This is a genomic window from Pseudoalteromonas sp. MT33b (assembly GCF_014117385.1).
Lineage (GTDB): Bacteria > Pseudomonadota > Gammaproteobacteria > Enterobacterales > Alteromonadaceae > Pseudoalteromonas > Pseudoalteromonas lipolytica.
The window spans coordinates 2,732,938-2,754,832 of record NZ_CP059831.1 but is presented as its reverse complement, the minus strand read 5'-3'; the positions used below and the strand labels follow the sequence as shown (position 1 = coordinate 2,754,832).

The window sequence follows — 21,895 nt, the reverse complement described above, 5'->3', positions numbered from 1 at the left end:
AATAATTGTGCGGTTGATTCATCAGGCCGCATAAAACGCTTGCTGCCTCACCCATTCTTTGTATAATGCTTGGCATAGAGACAAAAGCAGTTAAAAAGCTTATTGCTCTAAAGTGGTTTTTCTTTATCTTCTCGTGTTTAGAAGGTTAAAGAAAAATGAAGCCAGTGTGATGGAATTGGTAGACATGACGGATTCAAAATCCGTTGCCTTCGGGCGTGGCGGTTCAAGTCCGCCCACTGGTACCACTTTTTAACCTCAGCACCTTTTGCTGGGGTTTTTTTATGTCTGAAATAAATCAGTTATGTGTCTTATGTTGTGTGTTCGCGTTTTTGAGTAACACACGGGGCGTGGCAATTAGGCAAGTAAAGTCTGCGCACCGTGTCTTTTTGCCACCGTACCTTTTAACCACTGTATCTTTTAGCCATCGTATCTTTTAACCACCGCAACTTTAAACATTCGTGCCTTTTGCAAGAGGGGGCATAAAGACAGCTTTCAGTATAATGCCATGGCTAACCTTTCATTCATTTTCTTCTGGCATGCTCTGATTGCCCCTATAAAATCCTTTTTGTTCTATTATTAATCACAGGTGTTCAAACAATGTTGAGTAATTAAATAACCCCTGATTTTGTGTGTCTACTTGATTGAAAATTAATCATAATGGACTAGAGTAGCATGGTATTTATAGGCTTCATGTAATACAATTTGAAACCTTAACTTTAAGTTAAGTCAAACACTTAGTGCATATAAGATAAGGCGGGAAGCGTGGGTACATTCGACCTAAAACGTATTGTTGAAAGTATATCTAATCTTAAAAGTGAAAACTTTTATAATGCTATATGCCTCTCTTTGTCAGAAGTGGTGGGTGCGTCACACGTTTTTTTAGCTCATGTTGATGAAGACACCATGCAGGCAACAACGCTAACGTTGGTGGCCAATGACGAAATCGTTGAAAACATTAGTTATGATATTCGCTGCACGCCTTGCAACGATGTAAGTTGCGGCGGTATCTCGAGCTATAGCTCAGGCGTACAGCAATTATTTCCAGACGATAAATTACTCGTTGATATGGGTATTGAAGCGTATGTCGGGGTGCCCTTGCAGAGTATGTCTGGTAAAACAGATACCATTCTCGTTGCACTTTTTCAGCATGCAATCAGTGATGCCATGCAAATTGAGTCTTTCTTTTCCTTATTTACAGGCCTTATTCAACGAGAGATTGAAAAAGATCGCTTTATTGCCAAGTTAGATTTTGCCAATCAATTGATAGAACAAAGTCACGAAGCTATTTTTATCTGCAATGAAAATGTCGAGATCATATACGCAAATACTGCATTTACGAATATGACTGGCTATTCGTTCGACGAGATTATAGGAAAAAATCCTAAAATATTGAGTTCGAATAAGCATGCATCGCATTTTTATCGTGCCATGTGGCATCACATTGATACCGAAGGTAAATGGTCTGGTGAGATCATGAATAAGAACAAGCAAGGGGACTTATACACCCAGTTTTTATCAATTACTAAAATGGTTAACAATGGTGAGGTGTGTTACGTCGCCTTCATTCTCGATATCACAGAGAAAAAAGAAGCTGAGCGGAAAATTTATTTTCATGCAAATCATGACCAACTGACGGGCCTCACAAATCGCTTTTATTTTAAAGAACGTATTTGTGATTTAATTTCGGCACCGTCGCATCAAAATGATGTTAATACGCACTTGGCAGTGATTTATTTTGATGTTGATCGATTTCAAGATATTAACACCGTATATGGCTTAACCTTCGGGGATAAACTGCTATGTGAAATAGCAAATCGGCTGGCATATACCTTTAAAGAGTGTGCATTTTCACGCATCGATGGTGACAGCTTTGCAATATTACAGACCTATCAGGATAGCCATGAGCTTGAACTTGTCTGTAAACAAATTAATGCTTTATTAATTGAGCCTTTTTCTATTGGCGGTATTCGTCAGCATGTAACAGTGACACTGGGTATCAGTCATTATGAATATAATAATGTACTGACATCGCAGGTTAAAATTGAAAAAATAGCCCGTCGTCTTATTAGGCAAGCTGAGCTGGCTAGCTTAAACGCAAAACAAACAGCGGATCCATATTTACACTTTTGTACTGAAATGGACGACAAGGTTAAAAAACACAATTTACTGGTAGAGCAACTGACACAGGCTGTTAAGAACAACGAGATAGAGGTTTATTTTCAACCAATTATTGATATTGAAAATAACACAGTTGCTAAATTCGAGAGCTTAGTCAGGTGGCAAAACCAAGGGCAGTGGGTGTCGCCTGTAGAGTTTATACCATTAGCGGAAGAGTCGCGTGTCATAATTCCACTCGGTGAATTGGTGTTAATAAAAACGTGTCAGCAAATTAAGGCACTTGAAGCACAAGGGTATGATCAACTGGTATTTAATGTTAACCGTTCATTATTTGAGTTTGCAGAGTACAACCCTGAACGCAATGTGTGGATTGACATCATAAAGAGTCAAGGTGTTAAGCCTTCGCAAATATCGTTTGAATTAACTGAAAGTGTACTTGCCCCCGAAAATACCAATCACCTCGACGTGCTTACTCAACTTAAAGCAGCAGGGTGTTTAATTTCGTTAGACGACTTTGGTACTGGTTACTCATCGTTAAGTTACCTGCGTCGTTTTCCGGTTGATGTGCTCAAGCTCGACAAGTCGTTTATTGATGAAATACATGTTGATTTAGCTGACGAAGCCTTAGTTAGATCAATCATTCAAATGAGTCGTGTACTGGGTATTAAAGTGGTTGCTGAAGGGGTTGAAGAATACGCTCAACTTGAAGTGTTAACGGATGCTGGTTGTGACTATATTCAAGGTTATTACTTTTCAAAACCTTTGCCACCCAGTCAGATACTTCCTTTTTTAGAGCAATTTGCTAGAGACCGCTGAGTATTCGCGGTATGATTTTGGTATACACAAACGAGCAAACGTAACTATGCCAAAATTAACCGCTAAGCAAAATATTCAGGCGATTGTCAGTGCTATTAAAACAGAAGAACAAGCACTGAGAGCGAAATACCCTGTTCTTAATCAACAAAATAGTATTGCTTTGGTTATTTTGTTGTTGTCACTATTGTCATTAATTGGTGTCGCGTCACTTTATTATATGAGCCTCATTCCCGCGTGGTTGTGTATTATTTTAGCGGCTGTGATTACGTCTATTTCTCACGAACTTGAACATGACCTTATTCATAAGCAATATTTTAGTAAACGTCCTTGGCTTCATAATTTTATGATGCTGGTTGTGTGGTTAATGCGACCAAATACGGTGAACCCGTGGTATCGACGTAAAATTCATTTGCACCATCATAAGGTCTCAGGAACCAATCAAGACTTAGAAGAACGTTTGGTCGGTAATGGCATAAAAAACCCGCTTGTTAGGGCTGTGGTGATTGTTGATGGTTTGTTGGGATTAGTAATCAGCAGTAAGCGCTTTAATAAAGAAATTAAAGGCTTTAAGTTTTTGACCGTATTTAACGCGGGGTTTCCAATTGCGACCGCCTATTTCGTTATTTTATATGGGGTAATCGCGTACTACTTACTGCAGTTATTTATGCCGTTAGAATCTATGTTACCTAGTTGGGGGGTAGATGTGCTGGCGGTTGCTGAGTTTTTGATGGTGGTGTTAATAATACCAAATATTATTCGTTCATCATCGCTCAATTTTATTACTTCATCGATGCATTACTACGGTGGTGTAAACAATGTGATTGAGCAAACTCACGTGATTAATAGTCGCTGGTTTATACCTTTTCAATTATTTTGTTTTGACTTTGGTCGTACCCATACTATTCATCATTTTGTGCCAAATCAGCCGTTTTATATTCGCCAACTTATTAGTCAAAAAATACTGCCTATTATGGCGCAGCACGGGGTAAGATTTAATGACTTACGCAGTATCAAGCGTGCGAATCTATACGAAACTAAACAAGAAGGAGTTTAATATGCAAATCACGGGTCGTTGTCACTGTGGTGAGGTAACTTACCAAGCGCAAGTTGATGAAAATAAAGTATTTAACTGTCATTGTACCGACTGTCAAATAATTTCAGGGGCACCATTTCGTACCGTTGTTATGTCAATGCCCGATGCTGTTACATTCACGGGTGCTACACCAAAAGAATATATAAAAATCGCTGAAAGCGGTAATCAAAGAGCACAGGGGTTTTGTGCTAATTGTGGTACTGCTTTGTACGCGACCTCAGTCGGTGAAGGCGAGCGCATTTATGGCTTACGTTTAGGGGCTGTTGAGCAAGCCGCTGAGCTTATCCCAAACACACATATTTGGTATCGTTCTCATAAACCATGGCTTGATAACTTAGCGGATATGAGCACATTTGAAATCACGGCAGCCAGTCAATAAGGGGCTGTACTATTTATTGTTGATAGTCACGTCATTGATAGTCACGTTTCGGCCACTCAAGTAACCAAATAGCGCGCATAACAGGCTTGATACAATACATAGCCATAGCGCGCCAGCCCAATTATTAAAAAAGCTATGTAATGTACCGGCCAAGATTGGCCCTGTTGCGGCCAGTAAATAGCCGATACATTGCGCCATACCTGATAAAGCAGCAGCTTGCTGCGCATTATGAGTACGTAAACTCACAAACGATAAACCTAAAATAAAACAAGCACCTGAGCAAAATCCTAAGGTGACAGACCAAAGCATAGCGAAGCTTGGGGCGTACAATAATCCAAATGAACATAGCGCACCTAATAAGGCCAAGCTAAAAGTGAGTATTCGCTGATCATTTAGTTTTGCTAATAAGGGAATAAGCACGATACCGGGTAATGCTGAGGCAACTTGAAACGCACCTTGCAAGGCTCCAGCGTGTTCAGCTGTATGACCAAACTCAATCAAAATACTCGGCAGCCAACCAAGCATAATGTAAGTAAAAAATGAGTTAAAACCGAGTAATAGTGTTATTTGCCATGCTAATGGTGAATGCCAAACTTTCGCCTGAGTGGTGTGCGATACCTGTGCTTTGCCAGGCATCGTATGCTGTTTTAACTGAGGAAGCCAAACAACAATGGCCAGTAACACCAGTAATGAGTAACTGGCTAAAGCCACTTGCCAGCCTATTTCTTTGTATTCTGCAAGGGGAGTGATCAGTGCTGAATAACTCCCGCCAAATATACCCATTGCAAGTACGTAGCTTGACGTCATTACCGCCACTTTATGCGAAAAATCACGCTTAATAAGACTTGGCAATAATACATTACCAATCGCAATACCAACGCCAATCACGGCGGTGCCAATAAATAAAACACTTGCAGAATCAATCAGGCGAGACAAAACACCCACGCCAATCAGGAGCAGAGCGATAAACAACGACAGTTCCAGACCATATTTTTTAGCCAAGCTTGCTGCCATGGGGGAGGCAATGGCAAAGGCTATCAGGGGTAAAGTGGTCAACATACCGGCTTGCGATGCTGTGAGCTTAAATTGCTCAATAATCTGTTCTAGTACTGGCGCAATGCCTGTGATGGGCGCGCGTAAGCTGGCTGCAATAAGAAAAATGCCAAGCACTAATAAAAGGGTGCGAATTGCGTTTTGAGAAGATGGCACGCTGTTTAGACACTTAAGTAAGAGATAAAACTATCATACCTAAATACTAAACAGCGTGGGTGAACTATGAGATAGCTCACCAAATAATGCGGTCACTTAAAACTGATAACGTGCTGATAACATTGCGTTGCGGGGTCTTCCTGGAAAATAGCGATCGCCGTTAAAGCTCGTGTAGTCTGCTCGTTCAGCATAGTGCTCATCGGTTAAGTTGTTCACGCGCAGAGTGACAGCAAACGTAGGGGTAAGCTGCCAAGCTGCTGTTAAATTAACCAGCGAGTGGCCTTCGTAACGATGAAGATTTTCAGGGTCGGTAAAATAGCCGCTGGTGCTGTAGAGCTCAAGCGCTACCCGTGTCATATCATTAGCCTGCCAAAGTAACTGTAAGTTAGCGATATTACGCGGGGCGGTATCAACCTCATTGCCATTGATATTAACCTCACCTAATAGTTGGTCATAGCTGTAGGTATGCTTAGCGTGCGTTGCAGCTAATTGCATTGAGATAGTGGGCGTAATGGCGTAGGCGAGTTCAAGCTCAATGCCGCGATGCTGGGTTTGCCCGTCATTGACATAGAAAAAGTCACTGTCGCGGAAAATCGTATTTTCTTTATTCATAGCATAAGCACTTATCACGTAATGGAGTTGTGCTTGCTGACCTTTGAAGCCAAATTCTAGATTTTTTGCAATTTCTGATTTTAACTCAGCAACGCTTTGTTCACGCTGAAGCTGATAAAGCTCAGCCGCTTGCGGCGCTCGAAAGCCTTCAGACGCATTGGCATAAATAAAGTGATTATTGGTAAATTGGTAGCTTATGCCAAGTTTAGGTGAGAAATTAGCAAAGCTATTAATACCGCTTTCTGGGCGAGAATAGCGACAGCCACCCATTCCGCACGGGGTGCCATCTTCTTTCGTGCGCCCTGCGAGCATATGGTTCGTGTAATCATAACGCATGTGTTCGTATCGGCCCCCTACAGTGACTAATAGTTCATCATATTGCCAGTCTAGGTTTATAAATGGTGCCAGTAAGCGACTCGTAACCTGATAATCATAATGTTTACCCTGAGGGACTGTTGCGACCAAAAAAGCAGAACCCTCTGTTGGCTTATCTTGGTATTGTAAAAAATCGGCATCGGTAAGCTCACCATCAAAGCCCACGGTAAGCGTACTTGCGTTTGCAAATTGGTGCTGCCACATTGATTGTATACCTACGCCTTGTTGCGCGTTTTCTTCCAAAGGTGTGCCGGGTAAAAAGTGTTTAAAAAAGGTCATGCTTTGGTCGCGCAGGTAAGGGGTTAGCGTGAAACTATTGTTGTCGTCTTTTGTCCAATTTAACTTGGACCACACACGCATCGATTGTGCTTTTCTAAAGGCATCGGGGTTTGGATTTGACTGTGCAATGTCTTCATCTTTGTAGCTTTCAAAGCCTTCAATATAGCCTGCGGTTTGTTGATCTAAATGCGTATAAGTAAGGCCGCTATTGAGCGTGAAATTGTCAGCATCATAACGATAACGCATGGTCACTTTTTCTTGGTCAACCCCTTCATCATCACGGTAGCCTGTGTCGCGAGTGATACTCACATTAATACCAAGGCCTTGTTTGCCAAAGTCGTGACCTTGCCCCAATTTATAGCGGCTATAGCCAAAAGAACCATAGTCTAAACCAAGTGTGGTGTGATCATAGGTTGTATCGGGCGTAATAACGTTAATAACCCCATGGACTGCATTGGAACCATAAAGAGCTGAGCCTGGGCCTTTTAATACCTCAATGCGCTCAGCCATTTCTGTGTGCGCTTCAAATAATTCGTTGATATTACAAAAACCAGCGGCACGCAGGGGAATACCATCTTCTGCTGTGAGTATCCCACCGCAGGCCCCAGCGCCCGATAGCACTGGCGAGCGAAGAGCGGGTAAGTACTCTTGTCCATTACCATGTTGTAAGTTTGCACCTGCAACCTGTTTAAGGGCTTGTTGAATATGCGTGGGCGCAATGAGTGATAATTGTTGTTTAGAAATACTGCTTACAACCACAGGAAGTGGATCAGCAAGCACTTCAGTACGAGAGGCGGTGGTAGTGATATGCTCAAGTTCATTTGTTGCGGCAAATGTATGGCAGCTAATTGAAAGAGAGCCAATAAGCGCTGAGATTAATGACAACTTCATGAAAACCCTTTGATTAAACAACGACAACGAGAATCAAAGGGTAACTGCTTTTAACGGTGTGTAAAAGCTTTCGCGATTAATGAATTGCTTTTCGTCGCAGACACACAGTCCCCAAAAGTAAAGCGATAAGCCAAAATAGGCTACTGCCACTGTGCCCCTTTTTATGGCTGACATTGGCAATTTTCTCGTCTTTAACGCGAATTTTAAATTGACCTAATTCGGTATCTAGATTTCCTATCATGTCGTCAACAGCAGCATTAAAACTTGCTAGCGATTGCTGTTTCGCGACCTCATCGATACCTATTGCTGTACTTCGTTTCTCTGCTTTATGGATACCTGGCGCACGGAACAACATTTTTCGGCTTTTAATATCAAATACCGCGGTATCGACGAATGTTTGCACCGTGTTTTCATTACCCGGAATGACATAGAGACCAACAATGGTGAGGTATAAGAAGGCTGCATTATTTTCTAAACTTTGTGACACTTGGTCATAAGACACCAGCGCCATAATGTCCACATCGTATAAACGTGATACCTGCTCTAAAGTAGTAAACCCCTCGCCTCCCTTTAAGTAGGTACTTGGGATGACTTCGATACGGTCAATATAGTCATACTGCATAAATTGTTTTTTAACTTTGTTGAGTAGTGCTATTTCGTCACTATGATGGAGGCCGTTGTTGTATTTGTTAGGAATAAAGGCAATACCCACTGTGGCGGGTAAGTTTAGAGTGGGCACACTGATTTGTTCGGCTGCTCGTTGTTGTTGATCTGGGTATAAATAGTCAACCAATGAGCTAGATTGAGTTTGCTGATTACCGTGTTGACTCAACATGGTACTGCAGCCAGTTAGCGTAAATATCACAATGATCAAACACCACTTTAATGAATTCATAAACGATCCTTTTTTATAACGTGTTCGAAAACAATGGGTGTAATTTTGGTTTTTTAATCACAGTCATTGTTCCTAATTGAAGCTTTCATTCAGACAGAGAAAGTCATGAAAAGTGCCAAAGAAGTTTAAAGAAATGTAAAGATTGTTTTTATAACGTATTGTTATTTATGATCTTGTTATTTTTAATTGTAACCCTTCATCTATGATTCAGGCTTGCTTGATAGGCTTTTCAACAAGAGCAAATGCAGAGGGTCTCTATTATGAATAAAATAATTACTATCTCGTTAGCCGTGCTAGGTTTGAGTTTGGTGCCTATAGAAGCGAGTGCTAAACATGATCGTGACCATGACAGATACGAGTACAAACACGAACGTAAAAAGCACCATAAACATAAAAAGCATCATAAGCATCATCGCCATGACCGTGATTGTCATCACGATAGGTATGACCGCTATAGCTACCGTGATTTACCACCCGGTTTATACAAAAAAGTAGGTTATGGCGGTGGATTACCGCCAGGTTGGTACAAACGCTATCATCATGGTGATATTCTCGACAGAGATATTTATCGCCACGGCCGAGTAATAAAGCGTCGCGATAGAAATGGCATTATTGCCATTGAAATTGATGACCGCTTAATACACTTAGTACATGACACACGAGAAATTTTATCCATCGTGTCGCGTCATCGTTAATCCTGTTTAAAGCCGCTTTGCGGCTTTTTTATACTCTTTCATTCCCAGTTCAGAAATAGTTGCTACGCTTAGTAGAATACATAAAAAGGAGAGTTCGTATGAAAACATTTTTAACAGTGGCTGTTTTAGGGCTTAGTATTGTTGCGACAGGCGCTTTAGCAAAAGACAAAGATAAGGACAAAGACAAAGGAAAAAGCTTACCGCCTGGTCTAGAGAAAAAACTTGAAAATGGTGGAGATCTTCCGCCTGGTTGGCAAAAGAAATACCGAAAAGGTGACATACTTGACCGTGATATTTATCGTCGAGGTAAGGTGATTAAATCGCGTAATAACGACGGGTTAATTTCAATTCAGGTTGATGGCACCATTGTTCGTTTGGTAGAGGATACCCGCGAAATAGTCTCGATTCTGAGCCGATAAATTGTGCCAATGAGTTATATGAGCCATGCATTGAGTGTACTGTCTGTACTTTTGCTTATTGTCTCACTATTGCCATTTTCGTACTCCCAGCATTATTTAATTCGAAGTTGTGATTTTGTGCGGCTGCAAGTAGCGTATCTTGCAGTTGCATGTTTGCTGGGAGCAAGCGTGTTATTTTACCTCTCCAACAGCCATTATTTACTCGGTTGTATTGTTATAAGCTTTGTGGTTTTGCTACTGCAAGCGAACTGGATTTACCCCTACACATGGTTCGCTAAGAAAGAAGTTGTCTCAAGTAGTAAAGATGATGCTCACAGTATTCGCATAATGTCTGCGAATGTGCTGATGTCGAATACGCACTACGGCAAACTTATTAAACTGGTAAAAAACCACCAACCAGATTTACTCATCACGCTTGAATCTAATGAAACGTGGCAACAGCAGCTCAGTTGTCTAGAAGCAGATTACCCATATCGTATCTATTGCCCTAAAGATAATCGTTACGGTATGCATTTATACAGTAAGTTTGAAATTAAACACCAACAGGTATGTGAATTAATCGAAGCGGATATTCCTTCGATTCATATCGTATTTGAAGATGCCAATAACACAGAAGTCGAGGCGCACTTTATTCACCCAGCTCCTCCAAGTCCCACCGAAAAAGACACCTCGCGTCCTCGTGATACCGAGCTTATTATTCTGGCCAAAGCCCTTAAAAATAGAACGCGCCCTTGCATCGTTGCAGGCGATCTGAATGATGTTGCTTGGTCACGGAGCACGCGTTTGTTTATGCGAGTTTCTAAGTTGTTAGACCCGCGTAAAGGACGCGGCTTTTTTAATACATTTCATGCGGGTTACTTTTTTATGCGTTGGCCGCTTGATCATTTATTCCACAGTGATGAGTTCAGTGTAAAACGAATTGAACGCCTTGCTAAGTATGGCTCTGATCATTTTGCACTATTAACCGAATTGACTTATGACCCCGCTGCTTCAAATCAAAAACAACATGAAGATATTGATAAAGATAAGGCGATTAAAGAGTTAAAAATGCCTATGGCATCTAAGCAGCAAGTTCCGACCTTTGATGAATGAGAAAGGGCTCAATGAGCCCTTTCAGTGTGTATTATTGGTTGATCATAATGGTTTTAATATTTACAAATTCGCGTAAGCCAAAACCACCATGCTCTCGGCCATAGCCACTGTCTTTCACTCCACCAAACGGCAAGTTTGGCTGAGCGAGTCCATAGCCATTTATATTTACCATTCCTGTATCAAAATGCAGCCTAGCCAGTTCAACAGCCTGTTTCTCGTTGCTAGAAAAAATACCTCCTCCTAATCCATAACGCGAGTCGTTGGCTATACGCATCGCGTCGTCATTATCTTTGGCGCGGATCAGAGAGGCCACGGGACCAAATAGCTCATCATCGTAGGCTGGCATTCCTGGTTTTACATTTTCAAGTAAGGTCGCTGGGTAGTAAAAACCAGTGCCTGTTGGCATGCTGCCACCGACAATCGCCTTCGCTCCAGCATCAATAGAGTCACTTACTTGTTGGTGAAGCTGTGCGCGTAAATCTTCACGTGCCATTGGCCCAAGCCCTGTGTTTTCATCATTAGGGTCACCCAGTTTTACTTGCTCAAACTGTTCTTTAATACGTGCTTTAAAGTCATTATATACTGCGTCAACCACCACAAAGCGTTTCGCCGCGACACATGTTTGGCCATTATTGATAAGACGACCTTGGGTACATGCTTCAATGGCGGTATTAAGGTCGGCATCATCAAGGACAACGTAAGCATCATTACTGCCAAGCTCAAGCACGGTTTTCTTGACATGCTTACCGGCACGCTCTGCCACTTTTTTACCCGTGCTGTCACTGCCAGTAAATGTGACCCCTCGAATAGCGGTATGCTCAATTAATTCGCTGGCTGTTTTACCGTCGATTAATAAGTTTTTAAAGCAATGGGTTGGAAAACCAGCTTCATTAAATAACTGCTCAATTTTTTCAGCCATTCCAAATACGTTACCGGCGTGTTTTAGCACGGTTGTGTTACCAGCCATAACATTAGCACAGGCATAACGAATAACCTGATAAAGAGGGAAGTTCCAAGGTTGAATACCTAAGATAACACCGATAGGTTGGTAGCTAATGATGGCGCGGCCACCTTGCATATCGCGTTTTTCTTCGGCGAGGACCTCAGGGCCTTGGTCGGCTGTGTAGCGACATATAGCAGCACAAAGTTCCGTTTCTTGTAAGCCTTGTTGATAAAGCTTGCCCATTTCGTCAGTCATTAACTGTGCTAATTCATGTTTATTATCGTCAATCAATTTTGCAAGTTGATTAAGGTATTTAGCTCGCTCTAATAAAGATGTCTCGCGCCATGATAAAAAGGTTTTATGGCATTTATCTATTTCAGCCTTAGCTTCTTGTAAAGACAAGAGAGTGTAGGTATTTAAAGTTTGCTCGTTTGTTGGATTGATTGTAGTTACTGTATCAGTCATCATTATCTCCTTACAAAATGTACATGACCTTGTGCAAAGCTAACACCAGCTTTTCAAATGTTTTTTAGATTTTTGTTTTTATTGGCTTTTATTTGTTTTTATCTGGTTTCTGTGTGTGTGGAAATATGTAAAAACTGCAAGAGGCTGCAAAACTTACAAGGATAGGCTATGAGTAATACATTGTTTAATACAGAGCTTGCGATTATCCAAGCGCCCATGGCAGGGGGGCAAAATGCACAACTGGCGGTTGCTGTGTGTGAAGCGGGAGGTTTGGGGTCGTTACCTTGTGCCATGCTCTCGAAAGAGCAACTGATTAACGAGTTGGACTATTTAACACACCATACTAATAAGCCATATAATTTAAACTTCTTTTGTCATCAAGTCAGCCCGTACAGCGAAGCTGAGCAACAGCAGTGGCATGAACTATTAAGCCCATATTTTGCTGAGTTTGAAATAGATGCATCGCAATTCAGTCGCAAAGCCTCACGACAGCCTGTTGATCAGCAGGTAATTGATACAATTGCGACTTATAAACCTCCCGTGGTTAGTTTTCATTTTGGCTTACCTAATCAAGAAATTATCGCGCAAATCAAAGCATGGGGTGGCAAGGTTTTGTCATCAGCAACGACTTTAGACGAAGCTCGTTGGTTAAAAGAGCGTGGTGTTGATGCAATCATTGCACAGGGCAAAGAAGCGGGTGGACATCGAGGATGCTTTCTATCGATGGATTTATCGTCACAGCCCAGCACAGAACAGCTCGTTCATGATTGTTTATGTTTGGATATACCGATAATTGCGGCTGGGGGCATTAGTACGCCAGAACAGGTAAAAATGTTTAAAGAGCTCAACGTGGCGGCAGTACAAGTTGGCAGTGCCTACTTGTTATGTGAAGAAGCAACGACAAGCGCATTACACCGTGAAGCATTAAAAACGACAGCGGCAAATAATACTGAGCTCACCACTCTTTTCTCGGGTCGTCCTGCGCGCGGGATACGAAACAGAATTATGCAAGAGCTTGGCGCAATGCCAACGCAAGCGCCTGCTTTTCCTTATGCCTCGATAGCCTTAACAGCCTTGCGCTTAAAAGCAGAAGCACAAGGAAGCAGTGGTTTTTCACCGCTGTGGTGTGGTGAGCATTTCAAAGCCAGAGAAGGCATTAACGCCAAACAAATAACCGCGCTATTAATGCAAGGGTGGCAATCTTGACGGATACTCAGTTACTGCCCTTGGGTGATAGTTACCATTACCTTGCTAATGAGTTTCGTAATAAGCTTGCGGGCATGATTGCACTCAAGCGATACGCTAAAGAGCATGTGCTGCTACAGCAAGGTGAGCAACAACAAGCGGGGTATTTAATTGTATCTGGAGTACTTGGTGCATTACATGTATCAGAGCAGGGCGCTCAAAAGTGCAAAGAGTTTTACTTTCAGGATGAGTTTGCACTGCTTTATGGCAACTGGCTAACCGAAACTAATGCGTTTTACCAACTTAAAGTAATGCGGGACGCTGAGCTTATCAAAGTGCCACTGACTTTATTTGATAACCCAGATTGGCAAGCAATGAAGCATAAATTAATCACTCAACAGCTATTATTTAAAGAGGCAAAAGAAGCCTTTTTATTACTGAATACGCCAGAGCAAAGGTATAAATATTTGCTGGATAACAAACCGCATTGGCTCGCACAATTGAGTTTAAATGAGGTCGCAATGTATTTAGGTATTTCAGCTATTTCATTATCGCGAATTAGAGGGCGTCTTAACTTAAGTTAATGTGCGCGATTTTAAGGAACATTACACTGCTGATTTTTCAGGAGTTGGTATGTTTATTTTATCGCAATGCTTGGTCGCTATTGCCACATTACTCGATTTAGCGTCATTTCAATTTAAGCAAAGGCAGTTTATTTTAGCCTGTTTGTTTAGTTCAGTGTTGCTCACTTCTGTGCACTTTTTGCTACTTGATAACTTAAGTGCCGCAAGCTTAATGCTCATAGCCGCAGTGCGCTACGTATATTGTATTTTTGCCCGTAAAACCAGGATGATGGTTGTTTTCATGTTGCTGAGTATCACTGCTGTAAGCCTGACTTGGTATAACTGGGTGAGTGTTATAGCCCTCGCCGCAACCTTAATTCAGACTTATGCTTCGTTCCAAAGTAAAGACTTATCATTACGGCTGATGATGGTGGTAGGTACGCTATGTTGGATAACACATAACGCGCTCTTGTTTTCGCCAGTCGCAGTGGTGATGGAAACGGTATTTTTATTGAGTAATTTAGTCGGAATATGGCGCTATTATGCGCCGCCTAAAGCTGTATGAGTATCAGTAAGGTATTAGCACGGCATTATAGGCATACCGTGCTTTTCCATCGAAAAAACCTCAAAGCGTGTTAGCAATCAGCTTGAGTAAGTAGGTTTCTCGTTGAATAGATAAACCTTGTTTTTCGCTCATAGCCAAGGTGGTCTCGTTATGAGCGATGGCGTCATAAATATTAATCCACTTTGGTTGCATGCCATTTTGTACTTCGTAGTGCTCCATTTTGGGCGCGGCTAGCTCACCGTTGATCTCGCAAAAGTAGCAGTAAGATTTAATATGCACACAATCAAAATCATCTTTATACCACGGCCTAATTTCTTCGTATAAGCCTAGTGGGTGCGTTATGTTTATCTGTTGTGCACCGGTTTCTTCTGAAAGCTCTCTGTACAGGCCTTGTTCAATACTTTCACCGTTATCGACCCCACCACCCGGTAGACTATAGTCATCATAGCGTGCGGTGTATAAAAGCAGTATGTGTTCACCTTTTAGCACGATTGCACGCGCGGTGTTGCGAATAAATACCGAACCATAATCATTACTGAGGCTTGGATGAATAACTTTTCTTAATAATTTCATTTAATTACAACGTAGCAACTTCGCTAAAGTACAGCTTAGCTTAATATTTGGTGAGTTATGATAACGTGTTATGAATATTCAATTCATTATAATTACCCCAAATTGAAACTTAATGCGATAATATAGTTGTAATTAATAATAACTTAGCTACCTAACGCTCGTTGTTTTATTTTCGGAAAAACTGTGCGTAGAATGGTAAAAAAAGGCTTAGGGAAAGAATATGTTAAATGTGCTTTTAGTTGATGATGACAGTGAGTTTAGTGATGTCGTGTGTCACATTGTAGAATTCCTCGGGCATAATATAAATACAGCTGCAAACCTTGCAGAAGCAGAGCAATGGTTCGAAAACAATACATTCGACCACGTCTTTTTAGATTTTATGTTACCAGATGGCAGTGGTCTGCACCTACTTGAACACCTTAAAAAAATTGGTCAATCCCCGCGAGTGACTCTCATTTCTGGCCACCCTTCGGTGAAGGGGAAATTAGCAGAAATGTGTGAGGCGAATGTAGGGCACTTAGTTAAACCCCTTCAGCGCGAAGACATCGAAAGGGTTCTCAACCCTAAAAAAGCAAATACAAAGAAAAAGTCAGCACCGAGTATTAAACGTCATTTTGGCACGCTCATTGGTGAATCTGATGTTATGCATAAGCTTTACACCATGATTGAACGTGTCGCAGCAACCTCTGCCAATGTCATGCTCATGGGGGAAAGTGGTGCCGGTAAAGAAGTCGTCGCACAAGCGATTCACAATGCGACAGCCTGCGATGGCCCGCTTGTTGCTACAAACTGTGGTGCATTTTCTAAAGAGTTGATTGGCAGCGAATTATTTGGCCACGAAAAAGGCGCTTTCACAGGGGCTGTTGCACGCAAAGAAGGGGTGTTTGAGCAAGCTGCTGGTGGTACGTTATTTTTAGACGAAGTCACCGAAATGCCCATTGATATGCAACCAAATTTATTGCGTGTCCTCGAAAATAAACGAGTGACCCGTGTCGGGGGGACAAAAGAGCAAGCGGTGAACTGCCGTGTTATTTCAGCAACCAACAGGACGTTGGATGACCTTGCGCAGAACAACGTGATCCGTGAAGATATCTATTTTCGCTTAGCTGTTTTTCCGATTGATATTCCTGCGCTACGTGAGCGTAAAGAAGATATCCCGCTACTTGCGAACGCATTTTTAGAGCAACTAAACGAAGAAAATGGCACAGACTTTAAATGGCAAGCAAGTCAGCTAAAAGAACTTGAAAGTCATGATTGGCCCGGTAATGTGCGAGAGCTTCGCCATGCTATTCACCGTGCTTTTATAATGAGCGACCCTAAAGGCAGTGCTATTACTTTACCTGAATCGCTCGAATCACCATTTTCTCGCGTCAATAAAGAAACACAGACCAGCCAGGTTATGGCTGGACAAACCATAGAAGAAGTCGAAAAAGAGCTGATCCACGCAACCTTGGATAAAGTACAAGGTAATAAAACCATCGCAGCACAAATGCTGGGGATCAGTACTAAAACACTCTATAACCGTTTAAATGCTTATGGCGGCATCGGAGAATACAAATAAAAAAAGGATAAAAAATGAATAATCACGAGTCTTTACGTCAGTTGGTACACGATGCTCGCGCACCACTTAACCGTATTTCAATGAATGCAGAGTTAGTTAAGCTCGTATTAGAAAACGATATGCCTAAAGAAAAAGCATTGGCCGCGCTTGATAAGATTATCGCCAATTGCCAGCAATGTAGTGAGCAACTTCAGCAAATTAGTGATACGCATACCAGCGATTAACGAATAAGCCATTGGGAAGAAAATGCATAAACAAAAGGGAAAAATCACATTAAATTGGGCAGGCTTTATAGCAATTGTGCTGTGTATTGTGATAGCCAATGCCATTTTGGCAGTAAACACGATTCGCTCACTGACAGAGACACAAAATAGTCTTGATAACACCAATTCGCTAAATACTGCCATTGAACGATTACATTTATCGGTGGTGCAAGCTGAGTCGGGTCAACGAGGTTATTTACTGACAGACCGTGAAGATTATTTGCTGCCATACAATGATGCGATTGCGTCTATGCAAGCGCAAATTATGCTGGTTAAAAGTTTACATTCAGAGATACCCGGTCAGGCTGAGCGTATTGCGCGGTTTATTTTTTTAGTGAATGACAAAATCGCAATAATGAGCCAAATTACGGATCTTGCTTTGGCCGATAAAAACGTGAAAGCTCGGCGTTTGCTTTTAACAGATAAAGGGCGCGAACTTTACAAAGACATTCGCGCTGCTGTTGATGAAATTCATATGCGCGAACTTAATTTTAAAGTCGAACAGTTTGCTAAATTATCGCAAATCAAAAACGACGCAAAACTGACTTTTGTGATCACTGCGGTGACCAGTACGCTATTGATCATTGGCATGTTTATTTTGACGCGGATCAACTCACTTAATGCAGCAAAATACCGTGCAGATTTAGAAGTGCAAAATGAAACATTGGCCGCTAAAGTGTCAGAACGTACCCAAGAGTTAACCATTTATTCAGACGAATTAAGTCGCTCGAACCGAGAGCTAGAAGAGTTTGCGTTTGTTGCCAGCCATGATTTACAAGAGCCTCTGAGGAAAATTCAGGCGTTTAGTGATCGGCTCGAAAGTATGTTCAAAGACGATTTGGGTGAAAAAGGCCTCGATTATATTAATCGTATGAAAAATGCGGCGCAGCGCATGTCTAATTTGATTAATGACTTATTAGAGTTTTCGCGAGTTACAACCCGTGGCAAAGACTTTATTGATACAGACCTTAACGAGGTCGTTCATGAAGTGTTAGATGACCTTGAGATTGCCATTAAAGAGTCAGAGGCAACGGTAAACTTAGATACGTTACCGCATATTCAAGCTGATCCGAGTCAGATGCTGCAACTGTTTTTAAATATTCTTTCTAATGCCGTTAAATTTAGACGTGAAAATGTGCCACCTATCATTACCATTTCCTATCAACGAACTGAAGAGTTTAGCCCTGCACACAACAGCGATGTTGCGTGGGAAATTATTACTATTTCAGATAACGGTATTGGCTTCTCTGAAGAGTACCTAGAAAAAATATTTGTTCCATTTCAGCGCCTTCATGGTCGTTCGCAATACAAAGGCACTGGAATTGGCTTGTCTGTATGCCGACGAATCGTAGAACGCCACGGTGGTGAAATTACAGCAACCAGTCAAGTGGGTGAGGGTGCAAGCTTCACTATTAAACTACCTGTGGAAACATCACTTTTCACATTGCAAGGAGAGGCTTAGATGCCACTTAATAAAGTAAAACCCATAACCATTTTAATGGCAGATGACGATGAAGACGATCGTTTATTAACCCAAGACGCTTTAGCTGAAAGTCGCGTACTCAATGAGCTGTTTTTTGTTGAAGATGGTGTTGAGCTACTTGAATACCTTGAACGAAAAGGCAAGTTCAGTGAGAAAGAAAACTCGCCGCGTCCAGGGCTAATATTGCTTGATTTAAATATGCCTCGCATGGATGGACGTGAAGCGTTACAAGCGATTAAGTCTAACCCTAATTTAAAAGGGATTCCGGTTGTTATTCTTACTACATCAAAGCAAGAGGAAGATATGATCAAAGGCTACGACTTAGGTGCAGCCTCTTATATCACCAAACCGGTTACTTTTGATGGATTAGTCGAGCTCATGAAAACCTTAGGAAAATACTGGGTCGAGTTTGTTGAACTACCGCCATCAAATAATGATTAAAGGATAAGCAATGTTAGATAAGGTAACCCGATTACTGTTAGTAGAAGACGATGAAGATGATTATATTCTGACCTGTGATTACTTAGAGCAACTGGGTTCCCATACATTTGATGTTGAATGGTTAAGCTGCCCTGAGCAGGCGATTGGTGTACTGAGTGAGAACAAACATGATATTTGTTTGTTAGATTATCGCTTAGGGGCATCGGACGGATTAGAAGTGCTAAAACGGGCTGTTGCGAATGGTTTTCGCGGCCCGATAATTATGCTTACGGGGCAGTCTGACGAAATGCTTGATTCCGCAGCGCTCGATGCGGGAGCTGTTGACTACTTAGTCAAAAGCGAAATGAGCTCAGGGCGTTTTGCGCGCGCGATACGTTACGCACTAGCGCGACGAGAAGTCGAAGATGAGCGTGTTGAGCGTTTAAAAGCCGAAGCTGAAAACCGCTCGAAAGACCGTTTTTTAGCGCACTTAAGTCATGAGTTACGCACCCCTTTGTCGTCAATTCTTGGCTACACTGAGCTATTAATGCAAAGTGAAAAAAACCAGCATGCGCAGAATGAGCTCGGGGTAATTTACAGAAACGGTAAACATCTTTTGAGTTTGTTAAACGATGTACTTGATTTGTCTAAAATTGCTGCAGATAAACTTGAGTTGAACTGCAGTGATGTAAACCTTGATAGCTTGATGGCTGATGTGTACACGCTGATGCGGGTATCTGCGATTGATAAGGGGTTATCATTGCGATTTGAATCGCAGCAAGCCCTGCCTTTGATCATTAATTCAGACGCCACGCGCTTACGACAGATTTTAATTAATATTATTAATAACGCGATTAAGTTTACGAACCACGGTGAAATTGTCGTGCGCGCATGGACTGCGTGGGTTAATGAGCGCGAAATGCTGTTTTTTAGTATTAAAGATACAGGGCTTGGTATTGCACCAGAAAAGCAAGCTATTATCTTTAAACCGTTTGAACAAATTGCCGATGTTGAATCACGCGATGTGGGCGGAGCAGGCCTAGGCCTTGCTATTTGTTCTGAGCTGTTAACGCGTATGCAGGGGTCAATCAGTTTGGAGTCAACTCAGGGAGTCGGGTCTGAGTTCACCTTGTCGATTTACCCTGGCAATATTCGCGATGTTGAACGCCAACGACTTCGCTTTGATTCGAATCCAGATTACCAACAAAAGTTAACGACCTTGACCACCCATGGCCGTGTGTTAGTTGTAGATGATTTAAAAGATTTGCGTATTTTAGTGGGCCATATGATCGCCAGCACTGGGGCTGATGTTGAATACGCTGAAAACGGCAAACAAGCGATTGAAAAAGTGGCCGCTGCTGAAAAAAATGGTAAGACGTTTGATATTGTTTTTATCGATTTGCACATGCCTGTTATGGGCGGCAAAGAAGCAACCATAGAGCTCAGAAAAATGGGTTACCAAGGTCCTATTATTGCGTTAACGGCCGCCACAATGAAAGGCGTAAAAAGCGAACTTACCGCGCTTGGCTTTAATGACATGATAGCGAAACCCCTTGATTCAGGTCTACTTTACCATGTGCTTAACCATTATATTTGCCAAGGAAAAACCGACCCCGTCGTGGCACGTGATGATTGCCCCGCCATAACACAACAAAGTACGCGCTACTTGCTGGTGGAAGATGATAGTGATGCCGCGCAAATTACGCAGCTATTGTTAGAAAGCTTGGGTGTCGAAACGGTGATTGCAGCCAGTTATAAGGCGTGCCTACAAACCTTACACACGGACCAACACTTCGATAAAGTGTTACTTGATATGCACCTACCTGATGGTGAAGGACTTGATTTAGCACGCGAAGTTAAACAGCTTTACCCCAACTTAACGTTAGTTATTGTCAGTGGGGCTGAGCCTGAACCAGAAAAAATTGAACAGTTAGATATTGATCAAGTGCTGTTAAAGCCGATTAACTTAGGCTTGTTAACCCAGCTTATTGAGGGTTAGTGGTTATCGACTGCCTTACAACCAGCTCAGGTTCAAATACGGTTTGCAAAGGAGCCGTTTGCTTTTGATAAACGTGGCTCAACACCCAATCTGCCGCCATTTTGCCCATTTCGTTAATAGGGTAGTTTATGGTACTGAGAGGGGGGTAAACATGGCGTGTAAAAAACACATTATCGTAACCCATTATAGAAAGTTGATCAGGGAGTGTGAGACCGAGCTCTCTGGCGCTCGCCATAGCACCGGTTGCCATCTCGTCATTGGCACAAATAACCGCACTAAACGGCTTAGCGTGTTGATAAAGCGTTTTTAGGCCTGTAAACCCGCTGGCTTCCATAAAGTCACCTTGATAAAGTAATTGTTCATCAAAGGGTAACCCATACTCTGCGAGTGCTTTTTTATGGCCTTCAAGACGGTCTTGCGCGTCTTTTTTCCAAAGTGGACCACTAATATATGCAATCTGTTTATGGCCTTGTTCAAGCACATGTTTCGTTGCAAGGTAGCCACCTTTAATATTGTTTAAAATAATGCACCGATCGCTTAATTCACTAATAAAGCGATTGATTAGCACAAAGGGCACTTGGCTTTTACTGAGTTTTATAAGGTAGTCATCACTTACGGCTTCAACATGTAAAATAAGCCCGTCACAATTACGACTAATAAGGAATTCAATACCTTGTTTTTCACGCTCTTCATTACTGTGGCCTGCGGCGATAATTAAGTGCTTTTTTTGATTGCGAAAAGTATTTTCTATACCGCTCATCATCGGTCCATAAAAGGGACCATGTAATTCAGATACCAAAAGGCCAACACTGTTTGAGCAATTCGACGCTAATGATTGGGCGATTGAGTTAGGTCTATAACCAAGTTCATCCATCGCTGCGGTAACTTTTTTGCGAGTGGCATCACTAACATTAGCGTTGTTATTCATTACTCTTGAAACAGTCGCAAGTGATACACCCGCTAGTTTCGACACCTCGTAAATGGTGGCCATGTTATTCCTTT

20 protein-coding genes and 1 tRNA gene are annotated in these 21,895 nt (G+C 41.9%); 15 read left to right on the top strand and 6 right to left on the bottom strand.

The genetic code is table 11. From position 1 onward, the window contains the following. The first annotated feature begins 160 nt into the window (after window positions 1-160). From H3302_RS12455 to H3302_RS12440, 4 genes are all read left to right on the top strand, one after another. A tRNA-Leu gene (locus H3302_RS12455) sits at window positions 161-245 on the top strand. A gap of 517 nt (window positions 246-762) precedes the next feature. Beyond that, window positions 763-2,934, top strand: a complete 2,172-nt coding sequence (locus H3302_RS12450; RefSeq protein WP_074988925.1) for a bifunctional diguanylate cyclase/phosphodiesterase — start codon at window positions 763-765, stop codon at window positions 2,932-2,934. A 46-nt stretch (window positions 2,935-2,980) separates the two neighbouring features. After that, window positions 2,981-3,988 carry a fatty acid desaturase gene (locus tag H3302_RS12445; protein WP_074988924.1) on the top strand — a complete coding sequence of 336 codons (1,008 nt, stop codon included), beginning with the start codon at window positions 2,981-2,983 and terminating at the stop codon, window positions 3,986-3,988. A gap of 1 nt (window position 3,989) precedes the next feature. Next, entirely contained in the window at window positions 3,990-4,406 is a 417-nt protein-coding gene (locus H3302_RS12440) for a GFA family protein (RefSeq protein ID WP_180311069.1), read from the top strand. Window positions 4,407-4,415: 9 nt separating this feature from the next. On the opposite strand, the gene H3302_RS12435 is transcribed toward H3302_RS12440, so the two are convergent. The 3 genes from H3302_RS12435 to rhlP all read right to left on the bottom strand — a co-directional run bounded on the left by H3302_RS12435 (window position 4,416) and on the right by rhlP (window position 8,667). Continuing rightward, window positions 4,416-5,615: an MFS transporter gene (locus H3302_RS12435; RefSeq protein ID WP_182395406.1), complete on the bottom strand. Its 1,200-nt coding sequence runs from the start codon at window positions 5,613-5,615 to the stop codon at window positions 4,416-4,418. 96 nt (window positions 5,616-5,711) lie between these two features. Further along, window positions 5,712-7,772, bottom strand: coding sequence for a TonB-dependent receptor (locus H3302_RS12430; RefSeq protein WP_182395404.1), 2,061 nt, complete (start codon window positions 7,770-7,772; stop codon window positions 5,712-5,714). Between the two features lie 76 nt (window positions 7,773-7,848). Further along, the gene (gene rhlP, locus H3302_RS12425; RefSeq protein ID WP_180311067.1) at window positions 7,849-8,667 is read right to left on the bottom strand and encodes a rhombotarget lipoprotein; all 819 of its coding nucleotides are present in this window, start codon (window positions 8,665-8,667) and stop codon (window positions 7,849-7,851) included. Between the two features lie 260 nt (window positions 8,668-8,927). Between rhlP and H3302_RS12420 the strand changes: the two genes are divergently transcribed. The 3 genes from H3302_RS12420 (at window position 8,928) to H3302_RS12410 (ending at window position 10,873) form a co-directional block, all read left to right on the top strand. Beyond that, window positions 8,928-9,362, top strand: coding sequence for a hypothetical protein (locus H3302_RS12420; protein WP_036966195.1), 435 nt, complete (start codon window positions 8,928-8,930; stop codon window positions 9,360-9,362). 98 nt (window positions 9,363-9,460) lie between these two features. Further along, window positions 9,461-9,781: a hypothetical protein gene (locus tag H3302_RS12415; protein WP_036966198.1), complete on the top strand. Its 321-nt coding sequence runs from the start codon at window positions 9,461-9,463 to the stop codon at window positions 9,779-9,781. Between the two features lie 18 nt (window positions 9,782-9,799). Continuing rightward, entirely contained in the window at window positions 9,800-10,873 is a 1,074-nt protein-coding gene (locus tag H3302_RS12410; protein ID WP_182395401.1) for an endonuclease/exonuclease/phosphatase family protein, read from the top strand. 31 nt (window positions 10,874-10,904) lie between these two features. On the opposite strand, the gene H3302_RS12405 is transcribed toward H3302_RS12410, so the two are convergent. Further along, a complete protein-coding gene (locus H3302_RS12405) occupies window positions 10,905-12,281 on the bottom strand; it encodes an NAD-dependent succinate-semialdehyde dehydrogenase (protein ID WP_118844598.1) in 1,377 nt (458 codons plus the stop codon). Window positions 12,282-12,449: 168 nt separating this feature from the next. Between H3302_RS12405 and H3302_RS12400 the strand changes: the two genes are divergently transcribed. Genes H3302_RS12400 through H3302_RS12390 form a run of 3 tightly spaced genes read left to right on the top strand, consistent with a single transcriptional unit; the run spans window position 12,450 to window position 14,594 of the window. Next, entirely contained in the window at window positions 12,450-13,487 is a 1,038-nt protein-coding gene (locus H3302_RS12400) for a nitronate monooxygenase family protein (protein ID WP_182395399.1), read from the top strand. Continuing rightward, window positions 13,484-14,050, top strand: a complete 567-nt coding sequence (locus H3302_RS12395; RefSeq protein WP_182395396.1) for a Crp/Fnr family transcriptional regulator — start codon at window positions 13,484-13,486, stop codon at window positions 14,048-14,050. The genes H3302_RS12400 and H3302_RS12395 overlap by 4 nt, the downstream gene beginning before the upstream one ends. A 49-nt stretch (window positions 14,051-14,099) precedes the next feature. Next, complete coding sequence (locus H3302_RS12390) at window positions 14,100-14,594, top strand: YgjV family protein (RefSeq protein ID WP_182395394.1); 495 nt, start codon at window positions 14,100-14,102, stop codon at window positions 14,592-14,594. Between the two features lie 60 nt (window positions 14,595-14,654). Here H3302_RS12390 and H3302_RS12385 read toward each other — a convergent pair whose 3' ends face one another. Next, entirely contained in the window at window positions 14,655-15,167 is a 513-nt protein-coding gene (locus H3302_RS12385) for an NUDIX hydrolase (RefSeq protein ID WP_036966217.1), read from the bottom strand. Between the two features lie 220 nt (window positions 15,168-15,387). On the opposite strand from H3302_RS12385, the gene H3302_RS12380 reads away from it, so the two are divergent. From H3302_RS12380 to H3302_RS12360, 5 genes are read left to right on the top strand one after another with little or no spacing between them, the layout of a single operon-like run. Continuing rightward, window positions 15,388-16,728 carry a sigma-54 dependent transcriptional regulator gene (locus H3302_RS12380; protein ID WP_036966220.1) on the top strand — a complete coding sequence of 447 codons (1,341 nt, stop codon included), beginning with the start codon at window positions 15,388-15,390 and terminating at the stop codon, window positions 16,726-16,728. Between the two features lie 14 nt (window positions 16,729-16,742). Beyond that, entirely contained in the window at window positions 16,743-16,952 is a 210-nt protein-coding gene (locus H3302_RS12375) for a histidine kinase (RefSeq protein WP_036966223.1), read from the top strand. 22 nt (window positions 16,953-16,974) lie between these two features. After that, a complete protein-coding gene (locus H3302_RS12370) occupies window positions 16,975-18,453 on the top strand; it encodes an ATP-binding protein (RefSeq protein ID WP_036966226.1) in 1,479 nt (492 codons plus the stop codon). Then, a complete protein-coding gene (locus tag H3302_RS12365) occupies window positions 18,454-18,915 on the top strand; it encodes a response regulator (RefSeq protein WP_036966232.1) in 462 nt (153 codons plus the stop codon). Between the two features lie 10 nt (window positions 18,916-18,925). Next, a complete protein-coding gene (locus H3302_RS12360) occupies window positions 18,926-20,893 on the top strand; it encodes a response regulator (protein WP_065979714.1) in 1,968 nt (655 codons plus the stop codon). Here H3302_RS12360 and H3302_RS12355 read toward each other — a convergent pair. Next, window positions 20,880-21,884: a LacI family DNA-binding transcriptional regulator gene (locus tag H3302_RS12355; RefSeq protein ID WP_036966238.1), complete on the bottom strand. Its 1,005-nt coding sequence runs from the start codon at window positions 21,882-21,884 to the stop codon at window positions 20,880-20,882. The two genes, H3302_RS12360 and H3302_RS12355, sit on opposite strands and share 14 nt — an antisense overlap. Between the last annotated feature and the right edge of the window lie 11 nt (window positions 21,885-21,895).